The organism is Acidimicrobiia bacterium, assembly GCA_036396535.1.
In the GTDB taxonomy this organism is placed as follows: domain Bacteria; phylum Actinomycetota; class Acidimicrobiia; order Spongiisociales; family UBA5794; genus DASWKR01.
This window is the reverse complement of sequence record DASWKR010000048.1, coordinates 41,197-64,124: the sequence shown is the minus strand read 5'-3', so window position 1 is coordinate 64,124 and position 22,928 is coordinate 41,197. Positions and strand designations below refer to the sequence as shown.

Below are 22,928 nucleotides of genomic sequence, written 5' to 3'. Positions count from 1 at the left end.
CGGATGGGCATCGAGGTCGGCAACCCGGACAAGCTGATCTTCCCGGAGGCGGGGTACACGAAGCGCGACCTGGTGGCGCACTACGAGCGGGTCGGGGGCGCCATGCTGCCGCACGTCGACGCCAGACCGCTCACGCTGCAACGTTTCCCGAACGGCGTGGCCGAGAAGGGCTTCATGCAGAAGAACGCATCGAAGCACTTCCCAGACTTCATCGGCCGAGTCGAGATGCCCAAACAGGACGGAACGACGATCTATCCAACCGTGTCGACCGAGGAAGGGATCGCATATCTGGCCAACCAGGGGACCGTCACGTTCCACGCGTGGACGAGCAAGGTCCCGCACCTCGACACCCCGGATCGATTGATCCTCGACATCGACCCCGAGACTGGGGACACCGCATCTGCCAGGAAGGGCGCCACGGTGGTGCGCGACATCCTCGAATCGCTCCACATCCCGTCGGCGCCGATGGCGACCGGATCGAAGGGTTACCACGTCGTGAGCTCGATCGAGCCCAGCCTCGGCGTCGAGGATGTCGGGGCATTCGCCAGGGCGGTCGCGTCCATCGCCGCCACCCTCGAGCCGGATGTGCTCACGACCGAGTTCTCCATCGAGAAACGCCGGGGGCGCGCTTTCGTCGACTGGCTCCGCAACAGGTACGGGCAAACGGGGGTCGCCCCGTGGTCGCTACGGCCGAGGCCCGACGCCACCGTTGCCGTGCCCATCGCCTGGGACGAGCTCGACGAAGTGGCCCCCGATGCATGGAACCTCGGAACCGTCGAAGCGCGCCTCGGCGTCGACTCGATCCTCGGGCTGCACGCCGTGTCGCTCGATGGGGCGATCGCCGCCATTCCGGCGCGCCTCGCCGAGTTGGACATCACTGTCGATGAGGGATTCGACAGGTTCAGGTCGTGACCGGCACGATCCGCCCGTACGTCGCCGACGACCTCGGCGACCTCCTCGAGGTGTGGTACGAGGCATCCCTCGTCGCCCACCCCTTCCTTTCGAGCGAATTCCTCGCTGCGGAGCGACGGCGGATCGAGGAGGAGTGGATCGTCATCGCGGAGACGATGGTCTGCGACGTGGATGGGCGCCTCGTCGGCTTCCTGTCGCTGCTCGGAAACGAGGTGGGAGCCATCTTCGTCCATCCTGCATTCCAGCGGCGCGGCATAGGCCGCTCACTGATGGACCGAGCCAGGGCCGCCCGTCCGCACCTCGAGCTCGACGTGTTCGAGGCCAACATGGCGGGACGCCGCTTCTACGAGGAGTACGGGTTCAGGGTCGTGGGCGAGCACGTCCACGACGAGACCGGTCAGGTCGAGGTCCGCATGCGGCTCGACTGATCGTCGCCGGCTCAGCAGCCTGACTTCTCGCCCCCCGAGCAATCGTCGTTGCCGCTTCCCCCGTACAGCCAGTCGGTGCCCGCTCCACCTCGCAGGGTGTCGTCCCCACGGTTGCCCCAGAGACGGTCGTTGTCGTTCCTGCCCTTGAGCACGTCGTCGTGCCTTCCACCGACGAGGTTGTCGTATCCGCCACCACCGATGATCTTGTCACGCCCTGGGCCGCCGCGCAGCATGTCGCTACCGGAGTTTCCGCGAATCACGTCATCGCCCTTGCCGCCGCAAATCACGTCGCGCCCGCCGAGCCCTGTGATCACGTCGTTGCCGCCCTTGGCGTCGATGATGTCACGCCCGGAGGTTCCGACGATCACGTCGTTGCCGCTCGTCCCCACGATCGTCGCATCGAGGTAGTTGCACTCGCCTTTGCCGCTGCCGTTGCCACCTCCGCCTCCGCCACCGCCCGGAACCTTCAAGTCGATGCGGCTCACCGGAGCATGCCTTCCCTCGGGGACGGACAGGAAGGCGCCCATCCCGCGCTTGATGGCGAGGGCCTCGCTGCCGACGCCCTCCCAGACGCATCCGGTCACCGGCCGCGCCGCGAGCGTCTGGAAGACACTGTCGCCCGTGGCGCGGATCCACGAGAACACCTCATATCCGTTCTTCGCCATGATGAGGCGTCCGTTCGATGAGATGTCGAGTGCTGTGACCGGCCCGACGGTCGTGCGCTCGAATCGGGCACGCACAGCCACCATCGCCTTGGCGGTGGTCGTCCGGCCGTCGACGAGCTCCTTCTTCTTGATGCGGTACACCCAGCTCGCCCTGTCGATACCCTGGTAGGTGCCGAGCTCCTTCTCCATCACGACGACGTCGCCCGTCTGGGGATCGACCGCCAGGCCCTCTGCGTCGCGCGACCACGTTCCGCCCGACGGGTTCTCGTACCTGTAGTAGAAGACGTCGACGGCGGAGTCCGGAAGCTGAACGTCGCCGTGCGAGTCCCTGATCTTCGGCTCGGGGAAACGGTAGATGCGCACGTACGGGCGCTTGCGACCGTTGTCTCCGATGTCGGCGACGTAGATGTGGTCCCTCTTGCCGGGCCCCGGGCCGATGGCGATGTCCTCGAGATCCGAGACGCTCACGTTGCCGAACCGGAAGGAGCCCAGGTTCTTGCCCTTCTGGTTGATGGCATAGATGCGGTTCGTGCCACCGCTGTCGTTGTGCGTCCAGTACACGTTGTCATGGGTGCGGGAAGCGACGAGCCCGGACGCCTCGATGATGCTCGAGTTCGTGAGGTTGCCGGTCGTATCGCGCTCGCCGAACGTCGGGCACTTCTGGGCTGCCGCCACCGCAGGACCGGGAGCGGCGAGGAGGCCGAGCATGACGAGAAACGCTGTCGCCGCCCGGACCACGAGGGTACGGATGATCATGTATGGCTCTTCATCTGGGGGGAACGGTCACACTCGAGGTGTGCGTCGCTACTCCGAGTGGTTCCCGGAGAGCGATGCGACGCTACCGCGACGGACCTTGAGACGCCATTTGGATCGGGTGAAGAGCTCCTAAAGGTCGATTGGGCCGGGAAGCTGCCCTCAGCGCCGTCCTCCGGCGGCTCCCGGTGCGCTTCCGCCTCGTCCCGAACCCCTGCCATGGTGCGCCTTCAACTCGTCCCGAGCCGCCTTGCGCTCCGCCTTCAACTCGTCCCGAGCCGCCTTGCGCTCCGCCTTCAACTCGTCCCGAGCCGCCTTGCGCTCCGCCTTCAACTCGTCCCGAGCCGCCTTGCGCTCCGCTTTCGCCTCGTCGTCGGAAGGCTCCTCGTCTCCCGGCTCGTCGTCGCCCAGCTCGTCGTCTTCGCCGACGGTGTCGCCCTTGCCGAGGCTCGACTTGGCGATCTCGCGCATGATCTCGCCCTTCTTGACGCCATCCGGTAGCAACGAAGGATGCAGGCCGGTCGCCACCGCGGAGACGAATGCTCCGTGGTTGGCGCCCTCGGCTTCGATGTCGATCACGAAGCATCCGTCGGGAAGCTCGTCGTCGTCGAACGACGCCGGGCCGAGACCGCCGACATCAGGATCGTCCTCGTCGGTGGAGCACTCGGGAAGCTCTCCGTCTGGCCCGGCGACTGCGATGACGAGCGTTCCCTCCTCGGCATCGTATGTCCACACGACGGTCGTTCCGTTGCCGCCGGTGATGAGGTCGTCGGGATCTCCCTCGGCGGCTCCTGCGGCGCCTGCGACGGTTCCTGCAAGCACGAAGCCGGAGATCAGTACTGCGAGTCGCTTCACGATGTTCGTCCTCCGTGGCTGGTGGCCACCGTCTGTCGACGCGCGCGCCGAAACGGCGGTGCGGGGGACTACGGAAAGTGTATCAGACGACCACCCACTGTGGCTAGCCCGAAATCGGTCAGTAGCTCCAGTGGCGTCGTCGCCGCCGCGCCGTGGGCGACGTTTCCGTGTCCCGGTAGGATCGACTGGGACGGCAACCGCTTCGGGAGGCGCCTCCAGTGATCATCGACGGCTTCGCGCACCATCTTCCCGACATCCGCCCCGATGAGACCGAGGAGTGGCTCGAGGCGCTCGACGACGTCATCGGCCAGGACGGCGCAGCAAGGGCGCAGTTCCTCATGGCGCGGCTCATTCAATATGCCAGGGAACAGAATGTCGGCGTCCCCGCATCCGTGAGCACGCCTTACGTCAACACGATCCCGGCGGAGAAAGACGCGTGGTTCCCCGGCGACGAGTACCTCGAGTCGAGGATCCGGACGATGATCCGATGGAACGCGGCAGTCATGGTCATCAAGGCCAACCACGCCGCCGAGGGCATCGGCGGACACCTCTCGACGTTCGCGTCGTCCGCGGTGCTCTACGAGGTCGGTTTCAACCACTTCTTCAGGGGCAAGGCAGACGGCGAACCCGGTGACCACGTGTACATCCAGGGTCATGCGGCGCCCGGCGTCTACGCCCGGGCGTTCCTCGAGCACCGCATCGACGAGGGGCAGCTCGACGGGTTCAGGCGCGAGATCGACGGCGGAGGCCTGTCGAGCTACCCGCATCCCCGGCTGATGCCCGAGTTCTGGGAGTACCCGACCGTCTCGATGGGGCTCGGGCCGATCAACTCGATCTATCACGCTCGCTTCCTGCGATACCTCAACAGTCGCGGCGTCGACGACACCACGGACTCGCGGGTCTGGTGCTTCGTGGGCGACGGGGAGTGCGACGAACCGGAGACGCTCGGGTCGATATCACTCGCAGGGCGGGAGAAGCTCGACAACCTCACGTGGGTCGTCAACTGCAACCTGCAGCGCCTCGACGGCCCGGTGCGAGGCAACGGGAAGATCATCCAAGAGCTCGAGGCGATGTTCCGGGGGGCCGGCTGGAACGTGATCAAGGTGATCTGGGGGACGAATTGGGATCCGCTGCTGGCCCGCGACGTCGACGGGGTGCTCGTCAACAAGATGAACACGACGGTCGACGGCGAGTACCAGCGATACAAGGCAGAGAACGGGGCGTTCGTCCGCGAGCACTTCTTCGGACCCGACCCTCGGCTCGGCAAGCTCGTCGAGCACATGACCGACGACGATGTGTGGGCCCTTCGCAGGGGCGGCCTCGACTACCAGAAGGTGTACAGCGCCTACAAGGCGGCGTCCGAGCTCAAGGGCGCCCCAACCGTGATCCTCGCCAAGACGATCAAGGGTTGGCAGCTCGGCCAAGGGATCCAAGGCGGGATGACGACGCACCAGGTCAAGAAGCTCACGAACGAGCAGTTGCTCGAACTGCGGGATCGCCTCGAGCTGCACGACGAGATCCCGGCGGAAGCCCTCGAGGGTGACGACGAGCCCCCGTACTACCGCCCGCCGATCGACTCACCCGAGACGCAGTACCTGTTCGAGAGGCGCAAGGCCCTCAACGGTCCGCTGCCGAGCAGGACGCTCGGCATCCGCGCACCACTGACGCTCCCCGACCATGCTCCATTCGCCGAGTTCGAGGCGGGTTCCGGCGACACCGAGGTGTCGACCACGGGGGTGTTCACGCGCTTGTTGCGCAGCTTGGCTCGCGACAAGAACATCGGGCAGCGGGTCGTGCCGATCATCCCGGACGAGGGCAGGACGTTCGGCATGGATGCCCTGTTCAAGGAGCTCAAGATCTACGCGTCGCAGGGGCAGCTCTACGAACCGGTGGACCACGCCATGCTGCTGTCGTACACCGAGAGCAAGGACGGGCAGATCCTCGAGGAGGGGATCACCGAGGCGGGGTCACTCGCCAGCTGGATCGCGGCTGCGACGTCGTACGCCACCCGCGGCGTCCCGATGGTGCCATTCTTCGCGTTCTACTCGATGTTCGGCTTCCAGCGGGTCGGCGACCTCATCTGGGCGGCCGGCGACGCCCGGAGCAGGGGGTTCCTACTCGGAGGGACGGCGGGGCGCACGACGCTGCTCGGCGAGGGACTGCAGCACCAGGACGGCCACAGCCACGTTCTCGCCTCGACGGTCCCCGTCTGCGAGGCATACGACCCGGCGTTCGCCTACGAGCTCGCAACCGTCATCGAGCGCGGGCTCCACAAGATGTACGGTGAGGGGACGGATGTCTTCTACTACATCACGATCTACAACGAGAACTACAAGCAACCGCCGAAGCCGGGGGGTGTCGACGACGGGATCATGGCCGGCCTCTACCGCTTCGCCGCCGCGCCGGACGGTCCAGGGCAGCGTGCGGCCATCCTGTTCTCGGGTTCGGCCCACTCGGCGGCGCGGCAAGCACGGGACGACCTCGCCGAGCATTACGACGTCGCAGCCGAGTTGTGGAGCGCCACGTCGTACAAGAAGCTGAGGGAGGACGCCCTCGAGGCAGACCGTTGGAACAGGCTCCACCCGTCGTCACAGCCGCGGGTGCCGTACGTCACCCGCAAGCTCGCAGACGTCGGGGGACCGGTTCTGGCGGTCACCGACTACATGCGAATGGTCCCGGACCAGGTGGCGCCTTGGGTGCCGCGCACATTCGGCTCCCTCGGCACGGACGGCTTCGGTCGAAGCGACACGAGAGAAGCGCTGCGCCGCTTCTTCGAGATCGACACCGGGCACATCGTGGTCGGCGTCCTCGCTCTGCTCGCCCGCGACGGGTTGGTTGGCGCCTCCGTCGTCCAGCATGCGATCGAGCGCTATGGCATCGAGCCTGACGTGTCCCCCCCGTGGAAGCGATGAGCTTGCCGGTCGGGCTCGATCTCGAGCTCATCTACGTCGGCGATCCCATGTGCTCCTGGTGCTGGGGTTTCGCCCCCGTCCTCGACGAGCTCGAGTCCCACTACGAGACGTCGGTTGCGACCATCGTCGGCGGCCTTCGGCCGGGCGACGCCGCCCAGCCTCTCGACGAGCGGCTGCGTGGCTTCCTCTCACACGAATGGCAACGCATCGCGGCGACGACGGGGCAGCCGTTCTCGGAGGCCTCACTTCAGAGGGAAGCCTGGATCTACGACACCGAGCTGCCCGCCATCGCAGTCACCACGATGCGCGAGCACGAGCCCGCATCGACGCTGACGTTCTTCTCGAGGCTGCAGCGGGCGTTCTACGCCGAGGGGACAGACATCACGGACCTGTCGGCGTATCACGACCTCGTGGATGGATTCGGCGTGGACCCTGTGGCATTCGTCGCCGAGATCGGGACCGCCGAGGCGAGGCAACGGGCGTGGGCGGATTTCGCCTCTGCTCGCCGTCTCGGCGTCGGTGGCTTCCCGACACTGCTGCTGAGGATCGGAGAGGAGATGGCGGTCGTGACGAGGGGCTACATGCCTTTCGAGCAGATCGAGCCGCCGCTGTCGGCGTGGATCACCGCCAGGGAAGCCGAGTCGGCATGACGCCCGCACCGCTGACCCTCAGAGCAGCATCCAGTCCGTCTGGACGACGCTCTCGCCATCGCCGAGCGTGCAGCGGAGGCTGATAGGCCCGATGGGCACTTCGTCGAACGTGAACCTGCCGAGGTCGTCCGACTCGGTCGTCACGGAGTCCGACTGGAAGCGGAGCTCGACCGACGCCCTCTGTGGCGGCACGAGCTGACCGATGATCCGGCGCGCTCCTTCTGCGACGACTGCGACCTCTATCTCGATGCCCGGAGCCCGGAACGTCACCTGGCGCGTTCCCTCTCCGCCCCTGACCCCGGCCAGGTCGGCCGCTGCCGAGTCGTAGACGAGTTCGGCGAGCTCGGCGTCCACCGTGCGCCACGTGTAGCTCACCTTGGCCGCCTCGATGACGGCGTCCGGTACCGGATCGACGTCGTGGAGCGCCCCCGCGAGCTCGGCCAACAGCCGATCTTCGGTGGTGTGGTCGTGGTTGCTCACTTCATTCATCCCCGTTCGTCCTCGGTGTCGTCGACACCGAGCTCTTCGAGCTGCAAGAGCTTCTTGAGCCGCTCGAGACACCGCGCCCTCGTGGGCCCGATGCTGCCGATCGGGCGGCCGATAATCGACGAGATCGTCTCGTAATCGAGCGCCGGGTCGGCGGTGAGCAGCTCGAGGAGCTGCTGGTCGGCTGGTGGCAGTTTCCGGAAGGCCGCCAGCACTTGTGCGTTTCTCTCCGTCGTGAGCAGACCTTCGTCGATGGCCGGCGACCGATCATCGACGATGTCGAACTCGAACTCTGTCGGGACCGACCGCTTGTGCAGTCGCAACGTCCTGATCGACTCGTTCTTCGCCGTCGTGGCCAGCCATGCCGGCAGCCGCTCCGGATCGCGGATCTTGTGGCAGTTCTCCACGAGCCGCAACCACACGGTCTGGCTGACATCAGCCGCTGAGGCCGCGTCGAGCCGGAACCCTCTGATCACGGACCACACGAGACGCCCGTACCGGTCGACGAGGGCGTTCCAGGCTCCCTGGTCGCCATCCCCTGCCGCTCCGAGCAGCTCGGCGACGCTGCGTTCCGTGGTCATCGTCGAGAACCCTAGTTTCGAGCTTTCCACCGCAATCGCCGCTCTCATGTCGCGCAGGACCTGCCTCTCGACTGCATCTGCACCACCACGAGAGCAGACGAGACCGAGGCTGATACGCGCATCTCCTCAGCTTCTCCCGAAGCAGACGAAGGAGCAGGCGGCAAGGCCCTCGGGACTGAGAGGCTCGAACCTCGACTGGGCGGCCGCCAAGGCGCCCGCCGGCCGCTCCCCTGCCACGAGCCTCGAGTGGAAGTCGGTCATGAGATCGAGGGTGCTCACCGTGTCCGGTACGAGGCCCGTCGAGGCGAGGACCGTCCTCGTGCCCGCGGCGAGCAATGCGGCAACGAGCCCCATGATCTCGTTGCCGGGGCGCGCCGCCGGCAGACCGGCATCGCACGCCGAGAGGACCATCGTACGCGGGACCCGACGGAGGCGCTCGATGTCGTACACGGTGAGCGCCCCGTCTGCCAGCTCGAGCGACGAGAAGAGGGGGTTGTCTGCCCTGAACCGGCCGTGTGAGGCTACGTGGGCGAGCGCAGCACCCTCCATGGCGGAGAGGACCGCCTCCACGGTCGCCTGGCGCGACGACAGCGACACGGCTCGGGCGTACACGGTGCCCAGCCTCACCACCTCTGCGTCCGACTCCGCCAGCCGGGGCCCCGCTGCGAGCACCACCGGGCCATCTGTTTCCCGGTCTCCGCGGGTCATCCACAGCGCCGCCGACGGGGCGACGGAAACCGCCATGTCCCGCAGGCCGCCGAGCACGCCCCACGGCACGGCGTGCAGCTCGGCGGGCGGTACGATCACGAGCTCGCCCGTGTCGAGTCTCAGAGGTGCCACCAGCATCGCATCGAGCTCGGCGGCGGCCGCCTCTGCCAACCGCCCGGCGGCCTCGATCGAGGCATCGCTGCCGGTGCCCGACATGATGCGGCGCACCGCGAAGCGCAGGCTGTCCAGCTCACCCGATGTCGCGGCGGCGTCGCCCAGCCGGCGGCGCCGCACCGTGCCGCGGTGGAGGACGACCGCTTCGAGCCGTCCACCTATGCGGCTCACCTCGACGAGGCACCTGTCGCCGAGCTGATCGAGGACGTCGCCGGCGCGCGGTGCCGACGGGATCTCGGAGAGGGCACCCGTCGTGCGGAGGCTCCGTCTCCTGATGCCCTCCTGAGCCGCTTGCCTGCGCCTCTGCAGCTCTCGAATCTCGTCGGGGTGGGTCTCGGCGTCGCGCAGCCGAGCCTCGACGTCACGGAGCGCCGCAAGCTCGGACGCCAGAGCTCGGTCGTCTGGAGGACGGGCAGGAGCGAAGCGCAGCGAGCCGGCCCTCGTCCGCTCCATCCACGTGAACAGGCGCCTCGCGTCCCGTGCCGACGCGGCTTGTCGCAACCCCATCGATGCGAGCTCGGCTGCGTGACCCGCGACCGCTGCTCGGGCGTCCGAGGCTCCCAGCATCGCCTGGTAGGCGTCGACGACGGAAAGCCCGGCGCGCGCTGCACGATCGACGCCACGGCCGTCTCCCTCCGCCTGCCTCAGGACGGCTTCGGCCAGCCACGCCTGGATCCGCAGATCGGCGGGCCCGCTCTCCCTGGCACGGGCCGCCAGCTCGAGGTGCTCCCTTCCCTGGTCGAGCTGGCCGGCTGCGATCGCCACCTTGCCGGCCAGCAGACGGGCGTGCAGCGACTGCCGCTCGAAACCCGCGCCGTGCAGTTCGGCGGCGATCAAGGCGATGCCGTCTGCCGTCGGCCGGTCGACGGCAGACGCCGTCGGCCGGTCGACGTCCTCGAGCCCGAGGACGGCTTGGAGCTCCAGGAAGTCGGCGAACGCCGCCCAAGTCTCGCGACCCTGTGCGCGCAGTAGGGCTCCGGCCTCGCGGGCCGCCTCCCGTGCCTCGGGGTGCTTGCCGGCGAGCTCGCCTGCCATAGCCAGCCTCAGCAGCGCTTCGGCAAGCGCCGCAGGATGGTCGGCACTGCGCAGCTCGGAGACGGCTGCGGTCGCCAATCCGACGGCGTCGTCGACCAGGTGAGCCGTGATCAATGCATCGCACCTGTCGCCGAGCAGCTCTGCGAGCGGGTAGTCCAGGCGGCGGAACAGCTCCTCGGCCTCGTCGAAGTACCCGAGGGCCGCAGGGATATCTCCTCGCACCGCCGTCACCCAGCCGAGGTTCTGCAGCGTCTCGGCCGTGGCGTTCTCCTGACCGACGACCCGCACGTAGTCGAGAGCTTGCAGCAGATCTCGCTCGGCGCCTGCGATGTCACCCATGAAACCGAGGACGAGACCGCGGTTGTTGTGCAGCCTCGCCAGCCAGTCGACGTCATCCGACCCCTCGAGGGCCGGTCGGGCGGTTTCGAGGTCGGCGAGGCTGCCGTGCAGGTCGCCGGCGCGGTATCGCATCGTCCCGCGCTGCACGAGTGCCCGCGCTTCGAGAGCACCGTCGAGAGCGGCCAGCGCCCTGTCGATCGCATCGGAAGCCTCACGATGGCGGCCCGCCCACGCCAGCACGGCGGCGTATGTCATCTCGATCTGGCCCGTCACGGTTGCGTCGTCGACGTTGCCGGCGATCAGACGGGCCGAATCGAGCGACTCGACCGCCGCCCCGAGGTCGTAGAGAGCGGCCTGGCCGAGACCGCGTGCACGCAGGGCGACAGCCCGGGCCGCATCGTGTCCCGCCTCCTGGGCCCGAGCGTGGACGTCCTCGGCGAGGCGGATGGCGGCGGCCGGATCGGACGCCGCCAGGACGACCAGGTCCTCAGCCTGCGACAACAGATCGCGTTCGGCGCCCACGCCACGCATCATCGCATGCGGTAACTTGACTCAAGGACGCCCAGCGCCAAGGGAGGGGATCGTGTCAGCGCACGAGGACGAGCTTTCGATCGAGGAGGCCGAGCGGCTGGCTGCGACGCCGACGGCCTACGTCCCACCGCGCGTCAGGTACATGGCAGGCATCGACGGCGTTGCCTCCTGCCCGACCTTCACGCCGGGAGAGGAGCATGCGGGACCCCTCCCCGTCTTCTACCGGCGCCACGAGCTCGTCGTTCCTCGTGAGCAAGCTCGAGCGGTCGCCGAGGTTCTGCCCCGCCTCGGGGGTGGGGAGCAGGACGAGCGCGACACGGGGCGGTCCGAGGCGGTGATCTTTCTCGTCAACGGAGACGCCCTCACCGTTGCCCGCGAGCTGAAGCGGCTCTCCAGGAAGCGCAAGGCGGGGCTTCCGAAGGACCTGCGTGTCGGGCCCCACCACGTGTTGACGTTGACACCCAAGCCGCGGATCGGCCCAGGAGGCGATCCCGTCCCGACGGCAGACCGATGGGAGCCGGGCCCGAAGACTCGATCCGAGGGAGTCGGCGTCGCAGTCGTCGACACCGGGATATGGAAGAAGCCTGAGGCCCCAGGACTCGAGCCGGAGCAGAGTGGCGGCGATGAGGACCCGCTCGACACTGCCCCGGCGGATGGTGTCGTCGACTGGTACGGCGGCGCCCATGGCGGATTCATCGCCGGCGTCGTTCGCGGGAGAGTCGCCACCCTGCCCGTCTTCGTCGAGAACGCCTTCGGCGCCGACGGGCTCACCGAGCTGAGCGTCGTGACGCAGGTCGACGAGGTGATCGGGAAGCACGGGATCCTCGTGCTGAACCTATCTCTCGGGTCGTACAAGGACGAGCAGTTCGGCGCCGACCTCGTCTTCCTGGACGAAGCCGTGCAGCGATGGTCGCAGACCGACACCCTGATCGTCGCCGCGGCGGGCAACGACGGTGCCCGGCAGCGCTTCTATCCGGCTGCGTACGCCGCCGACCGGCGCTACGCCGATTGTGTCGTCTCGGTTGGAGCGCTCGAGGACGTGTCTCCGCTCGGGCCCGGAATCCACTCGCGGCCCGCCGACTTCTCCAACTACGGGCGGTGGGTGACGGCCTGGGCACCCGGGGTCGACGTCGTGAGCCATTACCCCAGGGACCTCCGCTTCCTCTACCACGATCCGGCCGGTCGGCCTGCCGGAACCGTGCCGTTTCCGGACGGCATGGCGAGGTGGAGCGGCACGTCGTTCGCAGCGCCGTTCGTGGCTGCCGAGATCGCCCGCTACGCCGCCGACAACGGTGTGTCCCCGAAGGAGGCGTGGGCCAGGATTCGCTCCGACCGGCCCTTCGTGGTGTTCTCCGGCTGACGGTCCCTCAGAACCTCGTATCACGCGCCGGGGCGCGGCCTCTCATCACCGGAGCGTGAATCGGGCCAGGGCTTCCCGACGCTCCGGGAGGTTGTCAGGCGACACCCACCCCACCGGTTGCCACGGGGCGCCGGCGGCGCGGTGACGACTGAGGCACCTCCTCGTGGTCGAGTCGCTCGGGGGCTGGGGGAACCTCGACCGCATGGGGGGAGTGCGACCGGGAGGAGCGAAAGCTCCTCCCATCTCGCACGTCATGTGGTCGAGCCGGGCGAAGGCCTCCATCGATCGCCGCGAGGCAAGTTGTCAGTCGTCCCGACGCCAATTTACTTCACCAGGTGAAGTAAATTGGCCGTCGTGACGGACGGCTCGACGATCGAAAGCGTGGTCACCGCAGGGCTCGCATCCAGGTTGCGGCTCGCCATCGCGCGCCTCCATCGACAGCTGCGCCAGCAGTCGGGGACCGGTCTGACCCTTTCGCAGCAGTCGGCCCTGGCCACGATCGAGATGCACGGGCCGATCAGTCTGTCCGAGGTGGCCGCCATCGAGCAGGTCGCTCCCCCAACGGTGACGAAGATCCTGGGCAAGCTCGAGGAGGACGGCCTCGTCGATCGGAGTGTCGATCCGCTCGACGGTCGGGTCACCCTCGTCTCGTGCTCACGGGAGGGCAGGCGGCGCCTCGAGGAGTCGCGCAGCAGGCGGGCCGCATGGCTGGCAGTCCGCCTCGCCGAGCTGGCGCCGGACGAGCTGGAGCGCCTGCTGGCGGCGACCGACGTGCTCGAGGTGCTCGCCAGGCCGGAGGAACCCCGGTGAGGCGACGATTCCTCGAAGCAGCCGCGACGACGTTCCGCTCGCTCCACACGAGGAACTTCAGGCTGTTCTTCGTTGGGCAGCTCATCAGCCAGGCGGGAACGTGGATGCAGTCGATCGCGATCATCTGGGTCGTCCTCCGGCTCACAGACGACGGAGTCGCCCTCGGGCTCGCAACTGCCGCCCAGTTCCTCCCGGTACTCGTGCTCGGCGCGTGGGGAGGCGTCCTCTCGGACCGCCTCGATCGCCACCGGATCCTGTTGGTGACGCAGTCGCTGTACACGATGGTGGCGGTGGCCTTCACGATCCTCACGTTCTCCGACGTCATCAACATGCCGCTCATCTATGCCCTGTCGACCGCCTTCGGCCTCGTCACGGCCATCGACAACCCGACCCGCCGTGCCTTCGTCGTCGAGATGGTCAGCGAGGAGAACGTCCCTAACGCAGTCGGCCTCAACAGCACGCTGATGACGGGTTCGCGCGTCCTCGGACCGGCGCTCGCAGGCGTGCTGATCACGACCGTCGGCGTGGCCTGGTGCTTCGCAGGCAACGTCCTCACCTACTTCGCCGTGCTCGGCGCCCTCTTGGCGATGGACCGGACCGCGCTGCGGACCCCTCCACGGGTGCCGAGGGCGGCCGGGCAGCTGCGAGCCGGACTGCGATATGTATGGGACACCGGTGTGTTGCGGTACACGCTGGTGCTGCTCGCGGTCGTCGGGACACTGGCATTCGAGTTCCAGGTCACCCTCCCGTTGCTTGCGGACCGGACGTTCGGAGGAGGAGCCGGCACGTTCACGCTGCTCTATTCGTCGCTCAGCGTCGGTGCCGTCGCCGGCGGACTCGTCATGGCGCACCGCAGCTCGGTGGATGCGCCGTTCCTCGCCAGGTCGGCGCTGTGGATGGCGGGATTCATGGCCGTGCTCACCCTGGCGCCGAACATCTGGGTGGCTCTGGCCGCCGTCATCCCTATCGGCCTGACGTCGGTGCTCCTCGTCTCAGGGTCGAACGCCCTCATCCAGCTCGAAGCCGATCCATCGATGCGCGGCAGGGCGTTGGCTCTCACGACCGTGGTTTTCCTGGGAAGCACGCCCATCGGCGGTCCGGTCGTGGGCGCGGCAGCCGAGCACATCGGGGCGCGCGCCGGAGTCGGGATCGGAGCTGTGGCGACGGGAGTAGCTGCGGTATGGGCCTTGCGCAAGATCCTCCGCATGTCCCCGACGGAGGCACACCGGGCCGACACGGCGAGCGAGGTTCCGGCGGTCGCCCGGGGCTGACTCGCACTCCCCGGCCACCCGACCCCACAGAGCCGGCTCGGGATGGGTCTGCGGAGCGACAAGGCGTAGCATCCGGCGCCATGCTCGAGATGAGAGGCCTGTCGAAGCGCTACGGCGACATCCAGGCGCTGGACGACTGCTCGTTCGACGTCACCCCTGGTCGCATGCTCGGTTTCCTCGGCCCGAACGGGGCGGGAAAGACGACGACGATGCGAGCCATCTTCGGGCTGATCACGCTCGATGCGGGATCGGTGGAGTGGAAGGGGAGGCCCGTCACACCATCCGAGCGGCTCGCGTTCGGATACATGCCCGAGGAGCGAGGGCTCTATCCGAGGATGAAAGCCCTCGACCACCTCGTGTACATAGGCCGCCTCCACGGCCTCGACGCAAGAGCAGCGCAGCGCGCCGCTAGGGATCTGCTCACCGAGCTCGGCCTGGAAGATCGGCTCGGAGACCCCATCGAGCAGCTCTCGCACGGCAACCAGCAGCGTGTCCAGCTGGCGGCGGCGTTGGTCCACCACCCCGACCTCCTGGTTCTCGACGAGCCGTTCGCAGGCCTCGACCCGATGGGCGCCGAGACGATGGCGAGCGTGCTGCGCGCCCGAGCCGAGGACGGCGTTGCCGTGGTGTTCTCCAGCCACCAACTCGACGTCGTCGAGGACCTGTGCGAGGACGTGGTCGTCATCCACCGCGGCCGCGTCGTGCTCGCCGGAGGCGTCCGTGAGCTGAAGGCCGCTGCGCCGATTCGGCGGCTCGAGATCGAGCTGGCGAACGGGGACGCGGCGCTGATCGACTCGATCGACGGCGTCGTCTCCGCGAGCTTCGACGGCCATCGCCACACTCTCCTCGTCGGTGCCGACACGGACCTCGATGCTCTCCTGGAGAGGGCGCGCCGCGCAGGCGAGCTGCGGCACTTCGTCTTCACCACCCCCAGCCTGTCCGACCTGTTCAGGGAGGCGGTCTCGTGAGCACGTGGAGACGTGTCTGGCTCGTGGCGCAGCGCGAGTTCGTGCAGCGGGGCCGATCGAAGGCCTACCTCATCAGCGCCATCTTCACGACGGTTCTGCTCGTCGGCCTCATCGTGGTGCCGGCGATCGTCTCGCGTCTCGACGACGGCTCGACGACTTTCGAGCTCGGCCTGGTCGGAGAGGGGAACGCCTCACTCCTCCAATCGGCCCAACTCCTCGCGGCGGCTAGGGCTGGTGAGGACGAGACCGTGCGGATCGCCACCACCACCTACGCCGACACGACATCTGCTGAAGCCGGCCTGCGAGAGGGCGAAGTGGAGCTGATCGTGGTCGATGGGCAGCGACTCATCGCCAAGTCCTCGAACGTCTTCGGCAACTCGGCCCTCGAGGAGCTGATGCAGCAGGCGGCTGGGTCGGAGCGACTCAGGGCACTGACGGCAGATAACGCCGACGCGTCGGAGATCGCTGCGATCCTGGCTTCCGATCCCTTGGCGGTCGACACCCTCACAGGCGAGAGCACCGACGATCCGACGCGGGCGTTCATCGCATACGCCGGGCTCATCCTCATGTACATGGCGATACTGACGTACGGCTCCTGGACGCTCACCGGGGTGACCGAGGAGAAGTCGAATCGAGTCGTCGAGCTGCTGCTGGCGGCCCTTCGGCCGTACCAGCTCCTGTCCGGCAAGATCATCGGGATCGGGCTGCTCGGACTGGCCCAGCTGGTGGTGACCGTCGGTGCCGGGCTGGCGGCGGTGCGATTCGCAGGTAGCGTCGACCTGCCGACCCTGCCGATCGGATCCGTCGTGTCCCTGTTGCTGTGGTTCGTGCTCGGCTTCGGTCTCTACAGCGTGGCGTTCGGGGCTGCCGGGGCTCTGGTGTCGCGCATGGAAGACGCCCAGACGGCGGCGGCACCGATGACGATCATCTCCGTCGTCGGGTTCTTCGTCAGTTTCCAGGTGCTCGAGAACCCGGACGGCGGCGCGGCGACGCTGTTCACGTTCCTGCCTCCGACCGCGCCCTACGTCGTCCCGATCAGGACGGCGTTCGATGCGATCCCGCTATGGGAGATAGCAGCATCGGCGGCCCTGACCATGGCTGCCGCGTACGCCCTCGTCCGGCTGGCGGGCAGGGTGTACTCGGGCGCCATCCTGCGCATCGGGGCACGGGTGAAGCTGAGGGAGGCGTGGCGCTCCGCCGAGCTGTGAGGGCGCTCAGCCAGCCGCATAGACGACCAATCCCTCCGGAACGACTCCGGCGAGCGACACCCAGCGGCCCTGGGTCACGTTGAACGCCATCGGTTCGGCGCCGAGGGTCACGAGCCAGCGGCTGTCGGCCGACCACGCGACGGACACGCCGTCGTGGAGCGTTCCGAAGGGCAGGATCTCTGCCGATGCCCTGCCGACCTCGACGAGGACCGGCACCGGGATCCGATCGATGTCGTTGACCCTGACTGCGGCGGCGATCGCCCAGCGCCCGTCGGGCGACGCCAATGAGGCGCCGGGCTGCGTGTGAGGCACCCAGTGCGCCCCTCCCGGCTCTGCGACGGCGTCGTTGGAGCCACCAGGCACCGTCAGGCGCAGCGTGCAGTCGAGCTCGACGAGTCCGGGACAGAGGAGCCTGACGATCGTCTCTCCCGCCATCGCCAGACCGATCCCGTCGCCGAGCGGGAGCACGCGGCCGCCTGGCTCCACGAGTCCCATCTCCGCCGTTTCCGGGTCGGGTACCCGGCCGTTCGCAGTGTCCAGGTAGTCGACGAAGTTCACGAGCAGCCCTTGGGGCGTCGCCTGGACGGGAGTGGTGTTCTGCGCCATGTCTGCATTCAGCTCCACCTCGCCGTCCGACACCCGCACGAGACGCAGGTTGGCGGTGCGACGGGCTCCTGACGAGCGCGCCCCCTCGAACAGCCACACGGCCTCTTCTCCCTCCTCGTCGGCCGTCCCGAAGACGACGAGATCCGGCTTGCCTTCGGTTTCCCACACCACACGTGGGGCTCTGTAGAGGGCGGCGTCGTAGGCGGCGAGAACGCCGCCACGTGCTGTCACGAATGACCCGGATGGCAGCAACGAGGCGCGATCCGGAGGGATGACATGGTGCTCGCCCGGCGTGTACTCGACCCTGACGCCGCGATGCAGGTCGACCACCGCTGCAATGCCTCCCTCGTCAGACGTCGGATCGAAGGCGAACAGCGTGAGCGGGATCGACTCGCCGATCTCGAGCGGGACCTCGAAGCCGGGGAGCCGCGGGAGGGTGGCGCCGTTCGTTCCAAGCTCGAACGACATCACACGATCGGCCCCTGTCACGACGATGCGATCCTCGGCCCAAGCGATGGCCCCTGCCTCGGCACCGTATGGGGCGACGGCCGTCGTCGACCACTCATCCGAGAGCGGGTTGTACAGCCACACGACAGGGTCGCGGCTGTCTCCGTCCCAGGCTGCGAGCCGGCTCCCCGTCCAGGTGACCGCCGCCTGTGGAACCGCCGAGAAGGGAGCTGCGGCCATCCGCCTCCACTCCCCCGTTGCCGGGACGTAGGCCGCCAGCAGCATGGCGTCCTGCTCGAGGGCCCCGGCCCACAGGACCAGGGCCTCGTGCCCCGTCCACACGACCACAGGGTCGGCGACGTCATCCGGCAGCTCGGCCGACCGCCACGACTCGACCGACGGGTCGTAGGCGGCGACGGTCGACGTGCCGGCGACGTCCCGACCGAAGCCGAGGAGCTCGGAACCGGACCACACGAGAGCCGCGTCGCCGGAGAGCGGCGGCTCCGGCAAGCTCCGCCACTCTCCCGCGGCAGGATCGAAAGCTGCCGCGCCAGCACCCCACACGATCATCTCGGCGCCCGCCCACACGGCGTGTGCCGCGTACCCGACCGCAGGAGGCGCTTGCGTCGTCGGACGCCACAGCCCGGCTTGCGGGTCGAGGACGGCTCCATCGAGGGCGGCCGCGCCGAGTGCCCTGGTACCCCCCCAGACGATCAACTCCGACCCGGTCCACACGGCGTGCCGTCCGGCAGCCGCGCCCGGCGGGGCCGGGAGCGCATCCCACTCGTCGCGCTCGGTGGAATAGCGGGTCACCGGCACATCGGCGCCCGGCGACCACGCCAGCAGGTCGCCGCCTCCAAGGGAGTGCACCTGAGCGGCGCGGGCGTCGATCTGGGACGGAGGGAGAACCGACCAGCCGTCGACTCCAGTCTCCGACCCGCCCGGGATGGCTTCGCCGGGCAGCAAAGACCAGAACGACGAGCCGTCGGGCCCGGTCCCCCAGAAGTACACGACGTTGCCCAGGGCCGTCGGCCGGTCGCCAACCGCGGCGACGCCGTCCTGGTCGACCGGCGTGGCGATGCGCGTCCATCGGAGCTGCGTTGAGTCGAAGACGGCGGCCTCGCCGCAGAACCAAGCGACGAGGGCGATGCCGGCGACATCGGTGCTCGGCATGCATCCGTCGGTCGCGAGAGGGACTGGATCGAGCTGGATCCACCCGGACTCGACGGTGAACGAGGCGGCGGCACGAGCTGCGTCGACGGCGACGAGCCTGCCCGCCACCCAGCCCGACACGACGCCTTCGCCGCGAATCGAGGCGGGAGGCATCTCACGCCACTCATCCGAGTCCGGGCTGTACACCAGGCCTACGGCCAGGCCTTCGCCGCCCGCCGATGCCCCGAGAAGCATCACATGGCTGCCGGTCCAGGAGAGATCGGCGCGCTCGGGGGCGGAGGGAGGAGGCGAGAGCTCGCGCCACGTCTCTGCAGCGGGCGAGTAGGCGACCGCCGCGGGCGTCCCGAGCCTGGTGCCGACCGTGATGAGCTCGGTGCCGGTCCACACGGCGTCGACCAACGAGTCGAGCGGAGCAGCGTCCTGCCACGACGAGACCCAGACTCCTTGGGAGTTGAGTGTCGCCGGGACCGCGCCGGGAGCCACGGCGACGAGACCGTCGCCGATCCAGACGAGCCGCGCCTGCTCCCCCCACGTCACAGGGGGCGAATCGACGGTCTGCCACGCTGCCGTGGTCGGGCTGTACGAGGCGATCCCGTCCGGGCCCCAGACGAAGAGGTCGCGATCCGTCGCCACGCTGGCGCTCGGCGCGACGGAGCGTCCGAGCGGCCCGGGATCGAGCGCCACCCACCCGGGCGGCCCCACAGGCAGGTCTGCGGTCTGGCGGGGCGGAGGAGGAGTTGCCTCGAGCAACGCCGCGGGCGCTGCCGTGGTCGTCGGAGCGGCAACCGAGGCACTGGTCTCCTCAGAGGGTGACTCCTCGGTGCGCAGCACGAACACCGTCGTCAGCACGGCGGCCGCCATCACGCCAAGCCAGAGGAGGGCGACCACGGGGCGCCAGCGGGGTATCTCGGCAGCCTCAACGGGGCTGAATCCGGCGATCTCGTCGAAGAGGTCGGCGCGCACCCTTCCCTCTCTCGTCGCCACGAGGTCCGAGGCGTCCCGGTAGACCTGGCTGGAAGCCCCCTCCGGAACGATGACCGGCCGGTCGAGCTCGGCGAGGCGGCGAATCACCCTGTCTTCACGAGCGCCCTGAGCAGCCGCGAGCTTGGCGATGCCCGCCGCGTGCCTGGCGGTTACCCACGCCTCCGGCTTCGCCAGGTCCCCTGCCACCGCTGCCGCGCTCCTGCCGTCGCCGTGGCGGAGCACGACCACGACCCGCTCGGCCGGGTCGAGCGAGCACAGCGAGTGCTGCATGGTGTCCTCGCCGAGCGTGTCGACATCGCCATCGGTGCGGACGGCGCCCTTTCCGGCGCGGAGCCGCCGGTGCCCTTGCTTCAGCTCGGACACGACGAACTGGCGGCGAGCGAGGGCGAGAATGTGCTCGACGGGCGCGACCGCCTCCGCGAGGGGCCACTCATCCGCCAGGGCTACGAACGTGGCCCGCGTGAGCTCGAGGGCTCTCGTCTCATCCGCTCCGACCCGATGATGGAGATACGAGTAGACCCGGGGCATGGCGCGGTTGTAGACCGATCGGAACGTGTCCGACCGCGACGCCTGAACCGGCATCTGAACCGTCTCCTTCAGCACGATCGTTCACCTCAGAACCAGGGGCGTGGCCACCAAGACCCACGGGGTTACGATCGGCAGAAATGGCCCGCACTGCACTCATTCCGTGGCGGCCCGGCGCACCAGGCGCGACGCGCCTTCCATGTGAGCTGCGTTGGGTTGAGCCTTCGGGCCGAGGTCAGAGGCGCCCCGGTCTCGTCTTCGGTCCCAGGGGGCTGCCGGATCGTCGCCCGGTGACCTCGTCGAGGGCAACGGCCACCACATACGCCGCCTGGAGCGGCATCCGGTCCGAGATGCCGAGCAGCACGTCGTACGACGAGGCGTACTTCTGCAGCAGCTTCGTGATGGCGTCGCCCTCCATGATCGGGTCGGTGATGACCTCACCCTTGCCGGCGCAGCTGACGCTGCGCCAGTCCCCCGACTTGCCGTCGACCTCTGCGACGAGCACGCTCACATTCGGGTTGGAGCGAATCGCCCGCATCCGTCGACCCTCCAGCGATCGGAAGACGAGACGGTCGCCCATGATCACGTAGGACACCGCCGTCACGTACGGGGCGTCGCCGTCGACCACGCCGAGATGGGCGACCCGCCCCGAGGCGAGCACCCAGTCGCGCTCCGTGGGCGTCAGATCCTCCATGACCGGCACACTACGGCTAAGACCGCGCCGGTGTAGGGGCGAACGTCACGACGTTCATCCGCCGTGGATGAGAGGCACGCTCCACACCACCGCGGTGCCTCCGCCGTCACGATCCTCGATCGTGAAGGTCCCACCGAGCGTCCGCGCCCTGTCGCGCATGTTGGCGAGCCCGAACCCGGATCCGGCCGCCGGCACGAGGCCGCGACCATCGTCGAGGACGGTCAAGGTGAGTTCTGCACCGACGTCGATCGCAACCGTGATACGAGATGCATCGGCGTGTTTGGCAACGTTCATCACGGCCTCGCGGACCGTCGGGACGAGGTGTTCCCGGACGCGGGGCGGCACTGCGTCGAGGTCGCCTTCGACGTCGAGCTTGGCGTCGAACCCGAGCTCGATCGCCGCCGAACGCAGGACCTCCTCGAGCGCCGATCCCAGATGACCGGCCTCGATAGGTCTGCGGAGGTCGAAGATCACATTGCGGAGGCGAGTGATCGTCGCCTCGAGCCGATCGATGCTCGTCTCGATCCTGGCTACGACGTCCGGGTCGTCGACGCGCCCGATGATCGTCTGTAAGCCGAGCCCGGCTGCGAACAGCTCCTGGATGATCGAATCGTGCAGATCGCGAGCAATCCGTTCTCTGTCGTCGAGGATGGCGAGCCGCTCCCTGGCACTTGCGAGCTCGGCCTCTGATTGCCTCCGCATCGTGACGTCCCTGATCGATGCGATCGTGCATCGCCTGCCTTCGAGCTCGACGGGGCTCAGCGCGATGTCGACCGGGACCGTTGACCCGTCGACTCTCGTGGCGACGAGCTCGAGACCGCTGCCCATCTGGCGTCGAGTCGGCGCCGCCGCATAGCCGGCTCGATGGCTGCGATGGACCGACCGTAGGTGGCTCGGCATGAGGTCTTCGACCGTCATCGACATGATCTGGCTGGTGGGCGCCCGAAACAACGCAGAGGCGCTGTCGTTGGCGTACGAGATCGTCCCATCCTCCTCGACGACGAGGACGGCGTCCGGCACGGCATCGAGGACCGTCGTGGGTGCTGGCATACCGGCAATCGTACGTCGCGGCGCACCAGATTCGCCCGTTCACCCAGCGGGCCGAAAGCCCCTGGCATCGAATCGCCTACCGTGCTGACATGGGTGACATGCCTTCCGATCACCTACGCATCCTTCTCGTCGACGACCACTCCGTCGTCCGCGAGGGCTTGAGGGCCCTCCTCGAGGCGGAGAGCGACCTCGAGGTCGTTTCCGAGGCTGCCTCGGTCGAGGAGGCGGTGCGGCGCGCCGGCCTCGACGAGCCGGACCTCGTCGTGATGGACGTGCAACTCCCGGACGGCTCCGGCGTCGACGCCTGCCGTGAGATCAAGTCCAGGTGGCCCGGCATCGTCGTCGTGATGCTCAGCTCGTTCGCTGACAGTGACGCGTTGCAGCGGGCCGTTGCCGCGGGCGCCTCCGGCTACCTGTTGAAGCGGATCCGGTCTCGCGAGCTCGTCGAGGGCGTGCGCAAGGCGGGTCGGGGCGAGTCGCTCATCGATCCGTCTCTCTCCGTGATCGCCGACGTCGGCCTGGACGGCGACGACCCGATCATCGGCCGCCTCAGCGCCCAGGAACGCAGAGTCCTGCGGCTCATCGAGCAGGGCAAGACCAATCGTGAGATCGGAGAGGATCTGTTCCTGGCCGAGAAGACGGTCAAGAACTACGTCTCGAACATGCTCGCCAAGATGGGCATGTCACGCAGATCTGAGGCCGCGGCGTACGCCGCCAGGCTCGACGCCAGGACGAAGACGCCCTTCCCGGCAGGATCGTGGGACGAGCTGCGGACCATCGACACCGCCTGAGGGCCGCGGGCC

At 68.3% G+C, this 22,928-nt stretch carries 18 protein-coding genes; 10 read left to right on the top strand and 8 right to left on the bottom strand.

Translation table 11 applies throughout. The features are described 5' to 3' along the window. Positions 1-3: 3 nt before the first annotated feature. Both ligD and VGC47_08540 read left to right on the top strand, forming a co-directional pair. Positions 4-912 (top strand): non-homologous end-joining DNA ligase, encoded by a 909-nt coding sequence (ligD, locus tag VGC47_08545; protein ID HEX9855348.1) that lies wholly within the window; start codon positions 4-6, stop codon positions 910-912. Continuing rightward, positions 909-1,340: a GNAT family N-acetyltransferase gene (locus tag VGC47_08540; protein HEX9855347.1), complete on the top strand. Its 432-nt coding sequence runs from the start codon at positions 909-911 to the stop codon at positions 1,338-1,340. Before ligD ends, VGC47_08540 begins: the two co-directional genes overlap by 4 nt. A gap of 11 nt (positions 1,341-1,351) precedes the next feature. Here the strand turns inward: VGC47_08540 and VGC47_08535 are convergent, their stop codons facing one another. Together VGC47_08535 and VGC47_08530 are read right to left on the bottom strand one after the other, a co-directional pair. Beyond that, complete coding sequence (locus VGC47_08535) at positions 1,352-2,761, bottom strand: calcium-binding protein (GenBank protein HEX9855346.1); 1,410 nt, start codon at positions 2,759-2,761, stop codon at positions 1,352-1,354. Between the two features lie 159 nt (positions 2,762-2,920). Then, on the bottom strand, positions 2,921-3,613 hold the full coding sequence (locus VGC47_08530; GenBank protein HEX9855345.1) for a hypothetical protein: 693 nt from the start codon (positions 3,611-3,613) through the stop codon (positions 2,921-2,923). A gap of 218 nt (positions 3,614-3,831) precedes the next feature. Between VGC47_08530 and aceE the strand changes: the two genes are divergently transcribed. Both aceE and VGC47_08520 read left to right on the top strand, forming a co-directional pair. Then, positions 3,832-6,525 carry a pyruvate dehydrogenase (acetyl-transferring), homodimeric type gene (gene aceE, locus VGC47_08525; protein HEX9855344.1) on the top strand — a complete coding sequence of 898 codons (2,694 nt, stop codon included), beginning with the start codon at positions 3,832-3,834 and terminating at the stop codon, positions 6,523-6,525. After that, the gene (locus VGC47_08520) at positions 6,522-7,175 is read left to right on the top strand and encodes a DsbA family protein (protein HEX9855343.1); all 654 of its coding nucleotides are present in this window, start codon (positions 6,522-6,524) and stop codon (positions 7,173-7,175) included. The genes aceE and VGC47_08520 overlap by 4 nt, the downstream gene beginning before the upstream one ends. A gap of 18 nt (positions 7,176-7,193) precedes the next feature. On the opposite strand, the gene VGC47_08515 is transcribed toward VGC47_08520, so the two are convergent. From VGC47_08515 to VGC47_08505, 3 genes are all read right to left on the bottom strand, one after another. Beyond that, complete coding sequence (locus tag VGC47_08515) at positions 7,194-7,664, bottom strand: hypothetical protein (GenBank protein ID HEX9855342.1); 471 nt, start codon at positions 7,662-7,664, stop codon at positions 7,194-7,196. Continuing rightward, positions 7,661-8,242: a sigma-70 family RNA polymerase sigma factor gene (locus VGC47_08510; GenBank protein HEX9855341.1), complete on the bottom strand. Its 582-nt coding sequence runs from the start codon at positions 8,240-8,242 to the stop codon at positions 7,661-7,663. The genes VGC47_08515 and VGC47_08510 overlap by 4 nt, the downstream gene beginning before the upstream one ends. 126 nt (positions 8,243-8,368) lie before the next feature. Further along, positions 8,369-11,020 (bottom strand): CHAT domain-containing tetratricopeptide repeat protein, encoded by a 2,652-nt coding sequence (locus VGC47_08505; protein HEX9855340.1) that lies wholly within the window; start codon positions 11,018-11,020, stop codon positions 8,369-8,371. A 61-nt stretch (positions 11,021-11,081) separates the two neighbouring features. Here VGC47_08505 and VGC47_08500 point away from each other — a divergent pair, with 61 nt between their 5' ends. The 5 genes from VGC47_08500 (at position 11,082) to VGC47_08480 (ending at position 16,646) form a co-directional block, all read left to right on the top strand. Further along, on the top strand, positions 11,082-12,389 hold the full coding sequence (locus VGC47_08500; protein ID HEX9855339.1) for a S8 family serine peptidase: 1,308 nt from the start codon (positions 11,082-11,084) through the stop codon (positions 12,387-12,389). A 354-nt stretch (positions 12,390-12,743) separates the two neighbouring features. After that, positions 12,744-13,199 carry a MarR family transcriptional regulator gene (locus tag VGC47_08495; GenBank protein ID HEX9855338.1) on the top strand — a complete coding sequence of 152 codons (456 nt, stop codon included), beginning with the start codon at positions 12,744-12,746 and terminating at the stop codon, positions 13,197-13,199. Continuing rightward, positions 13,196-14,470 carry an MFS transporter gene (locus VGC47_08490; protein HEX9855337.1) on the top strand — a complete coding sequence of 425 codons (1,275 nt, stop codon included), beginning with the start codon at positions 13,196-13,198 and terminating at the stop codon, positions 14,468-14,470. Before VGC47_08495 ends, VGC47_08490 begins: the two co-directional genes overlap by 4 nt. 80 nt (positions 14,471-14,550) lie before the next feature. Next, positions 14,551-15,438 carry an ATP-binding cassette domain-containing protein gene (locus tag VGC47_08485; protein ID HEX9855336.1) on the top strand — a complete coding sequence of 296 codons (888 nt, stop codon included), beginning with the start codon at positions 14,551-14,553 and terminating at the stop codon, positions 15,436-15,438. Further along, positions 15,435-16,646, top strand: coding sequence for an ABC transporter permease (locus VGC47_08480; protein HEX9855335.1), 1,212 nt, complete (start codon positions 15,435-15,437; stop codon positions 16,644-16,646). Before VGC47_08485 ends, VGC47_08480 begins: the two co-directional genes overlap by 4 nt. A 6-nt stretch (positions 16,647-16,652) precedes the next feature. On the opposite strand, the gene VGC47_08475 is transcribed toward VGC47_08480, so the two are convergent. The 3 genes from VGC47_08475 to VGC47_08465 all read right to left on the bottom strand — a co-directional run bounded on the left by VGC47_08475 (position 16,653) and on the right by VGC47_08465 (position 22,125). Next, positions 16,653-20,459, bottom strand: coding sequence for a hypothetical protein (locus tag VGC47_08475; protein ID HEX9855334.1), 3,807 nt, complete (start codon positions 20,457-20,459; stop codon positions 16,653-16,655). A 157-nt stretch (positions 20,460-20,616) separates the two neighbouring features. Beyond that, positions 20,617-21,075: a pyridoxamine 5'-phosphate oxidase family protein gene (locus tag VGC47_08470; GenBank protein HEX9855333.1), complete on the bottom strand. Its 459-nt coding sequence runs from the start codon at positions 21,073-21,075 to the stop codon at positions 20,617-20,619. Positions 21,076-21,129: 54 nt separating this feature from the next. Beyond that, on the bottom strand, positions 21,130-22,125 hold the full coding sequence (locus tag VGC47_08465; GenBank protein HEX9855332.1) for a PAS domain-containing sensor histidine kinase: 996 nt from the start codon (positions 22,123-22,125) through the stop codon (positions 21,130-21,132). A gap of 89 nt (positions 22,126-22,214) precedes the next feature. On the opposite strand from VGC47_08465, the gene VGC47_08460 reads away from it, so the two are divergent. After that, complete coding sequence (locus VGC47_08460) at positions 22,215-22,916, top strand: response regulator transcription factor (GenBank protein ID HEX9855331.1); 702 nt, start codon at positions 22,215-22,217, stop codon at positions 22,914-22,916. The last annotated feature ends 12 nt before the right edge of the window (positions 22,917-22,928 follow it).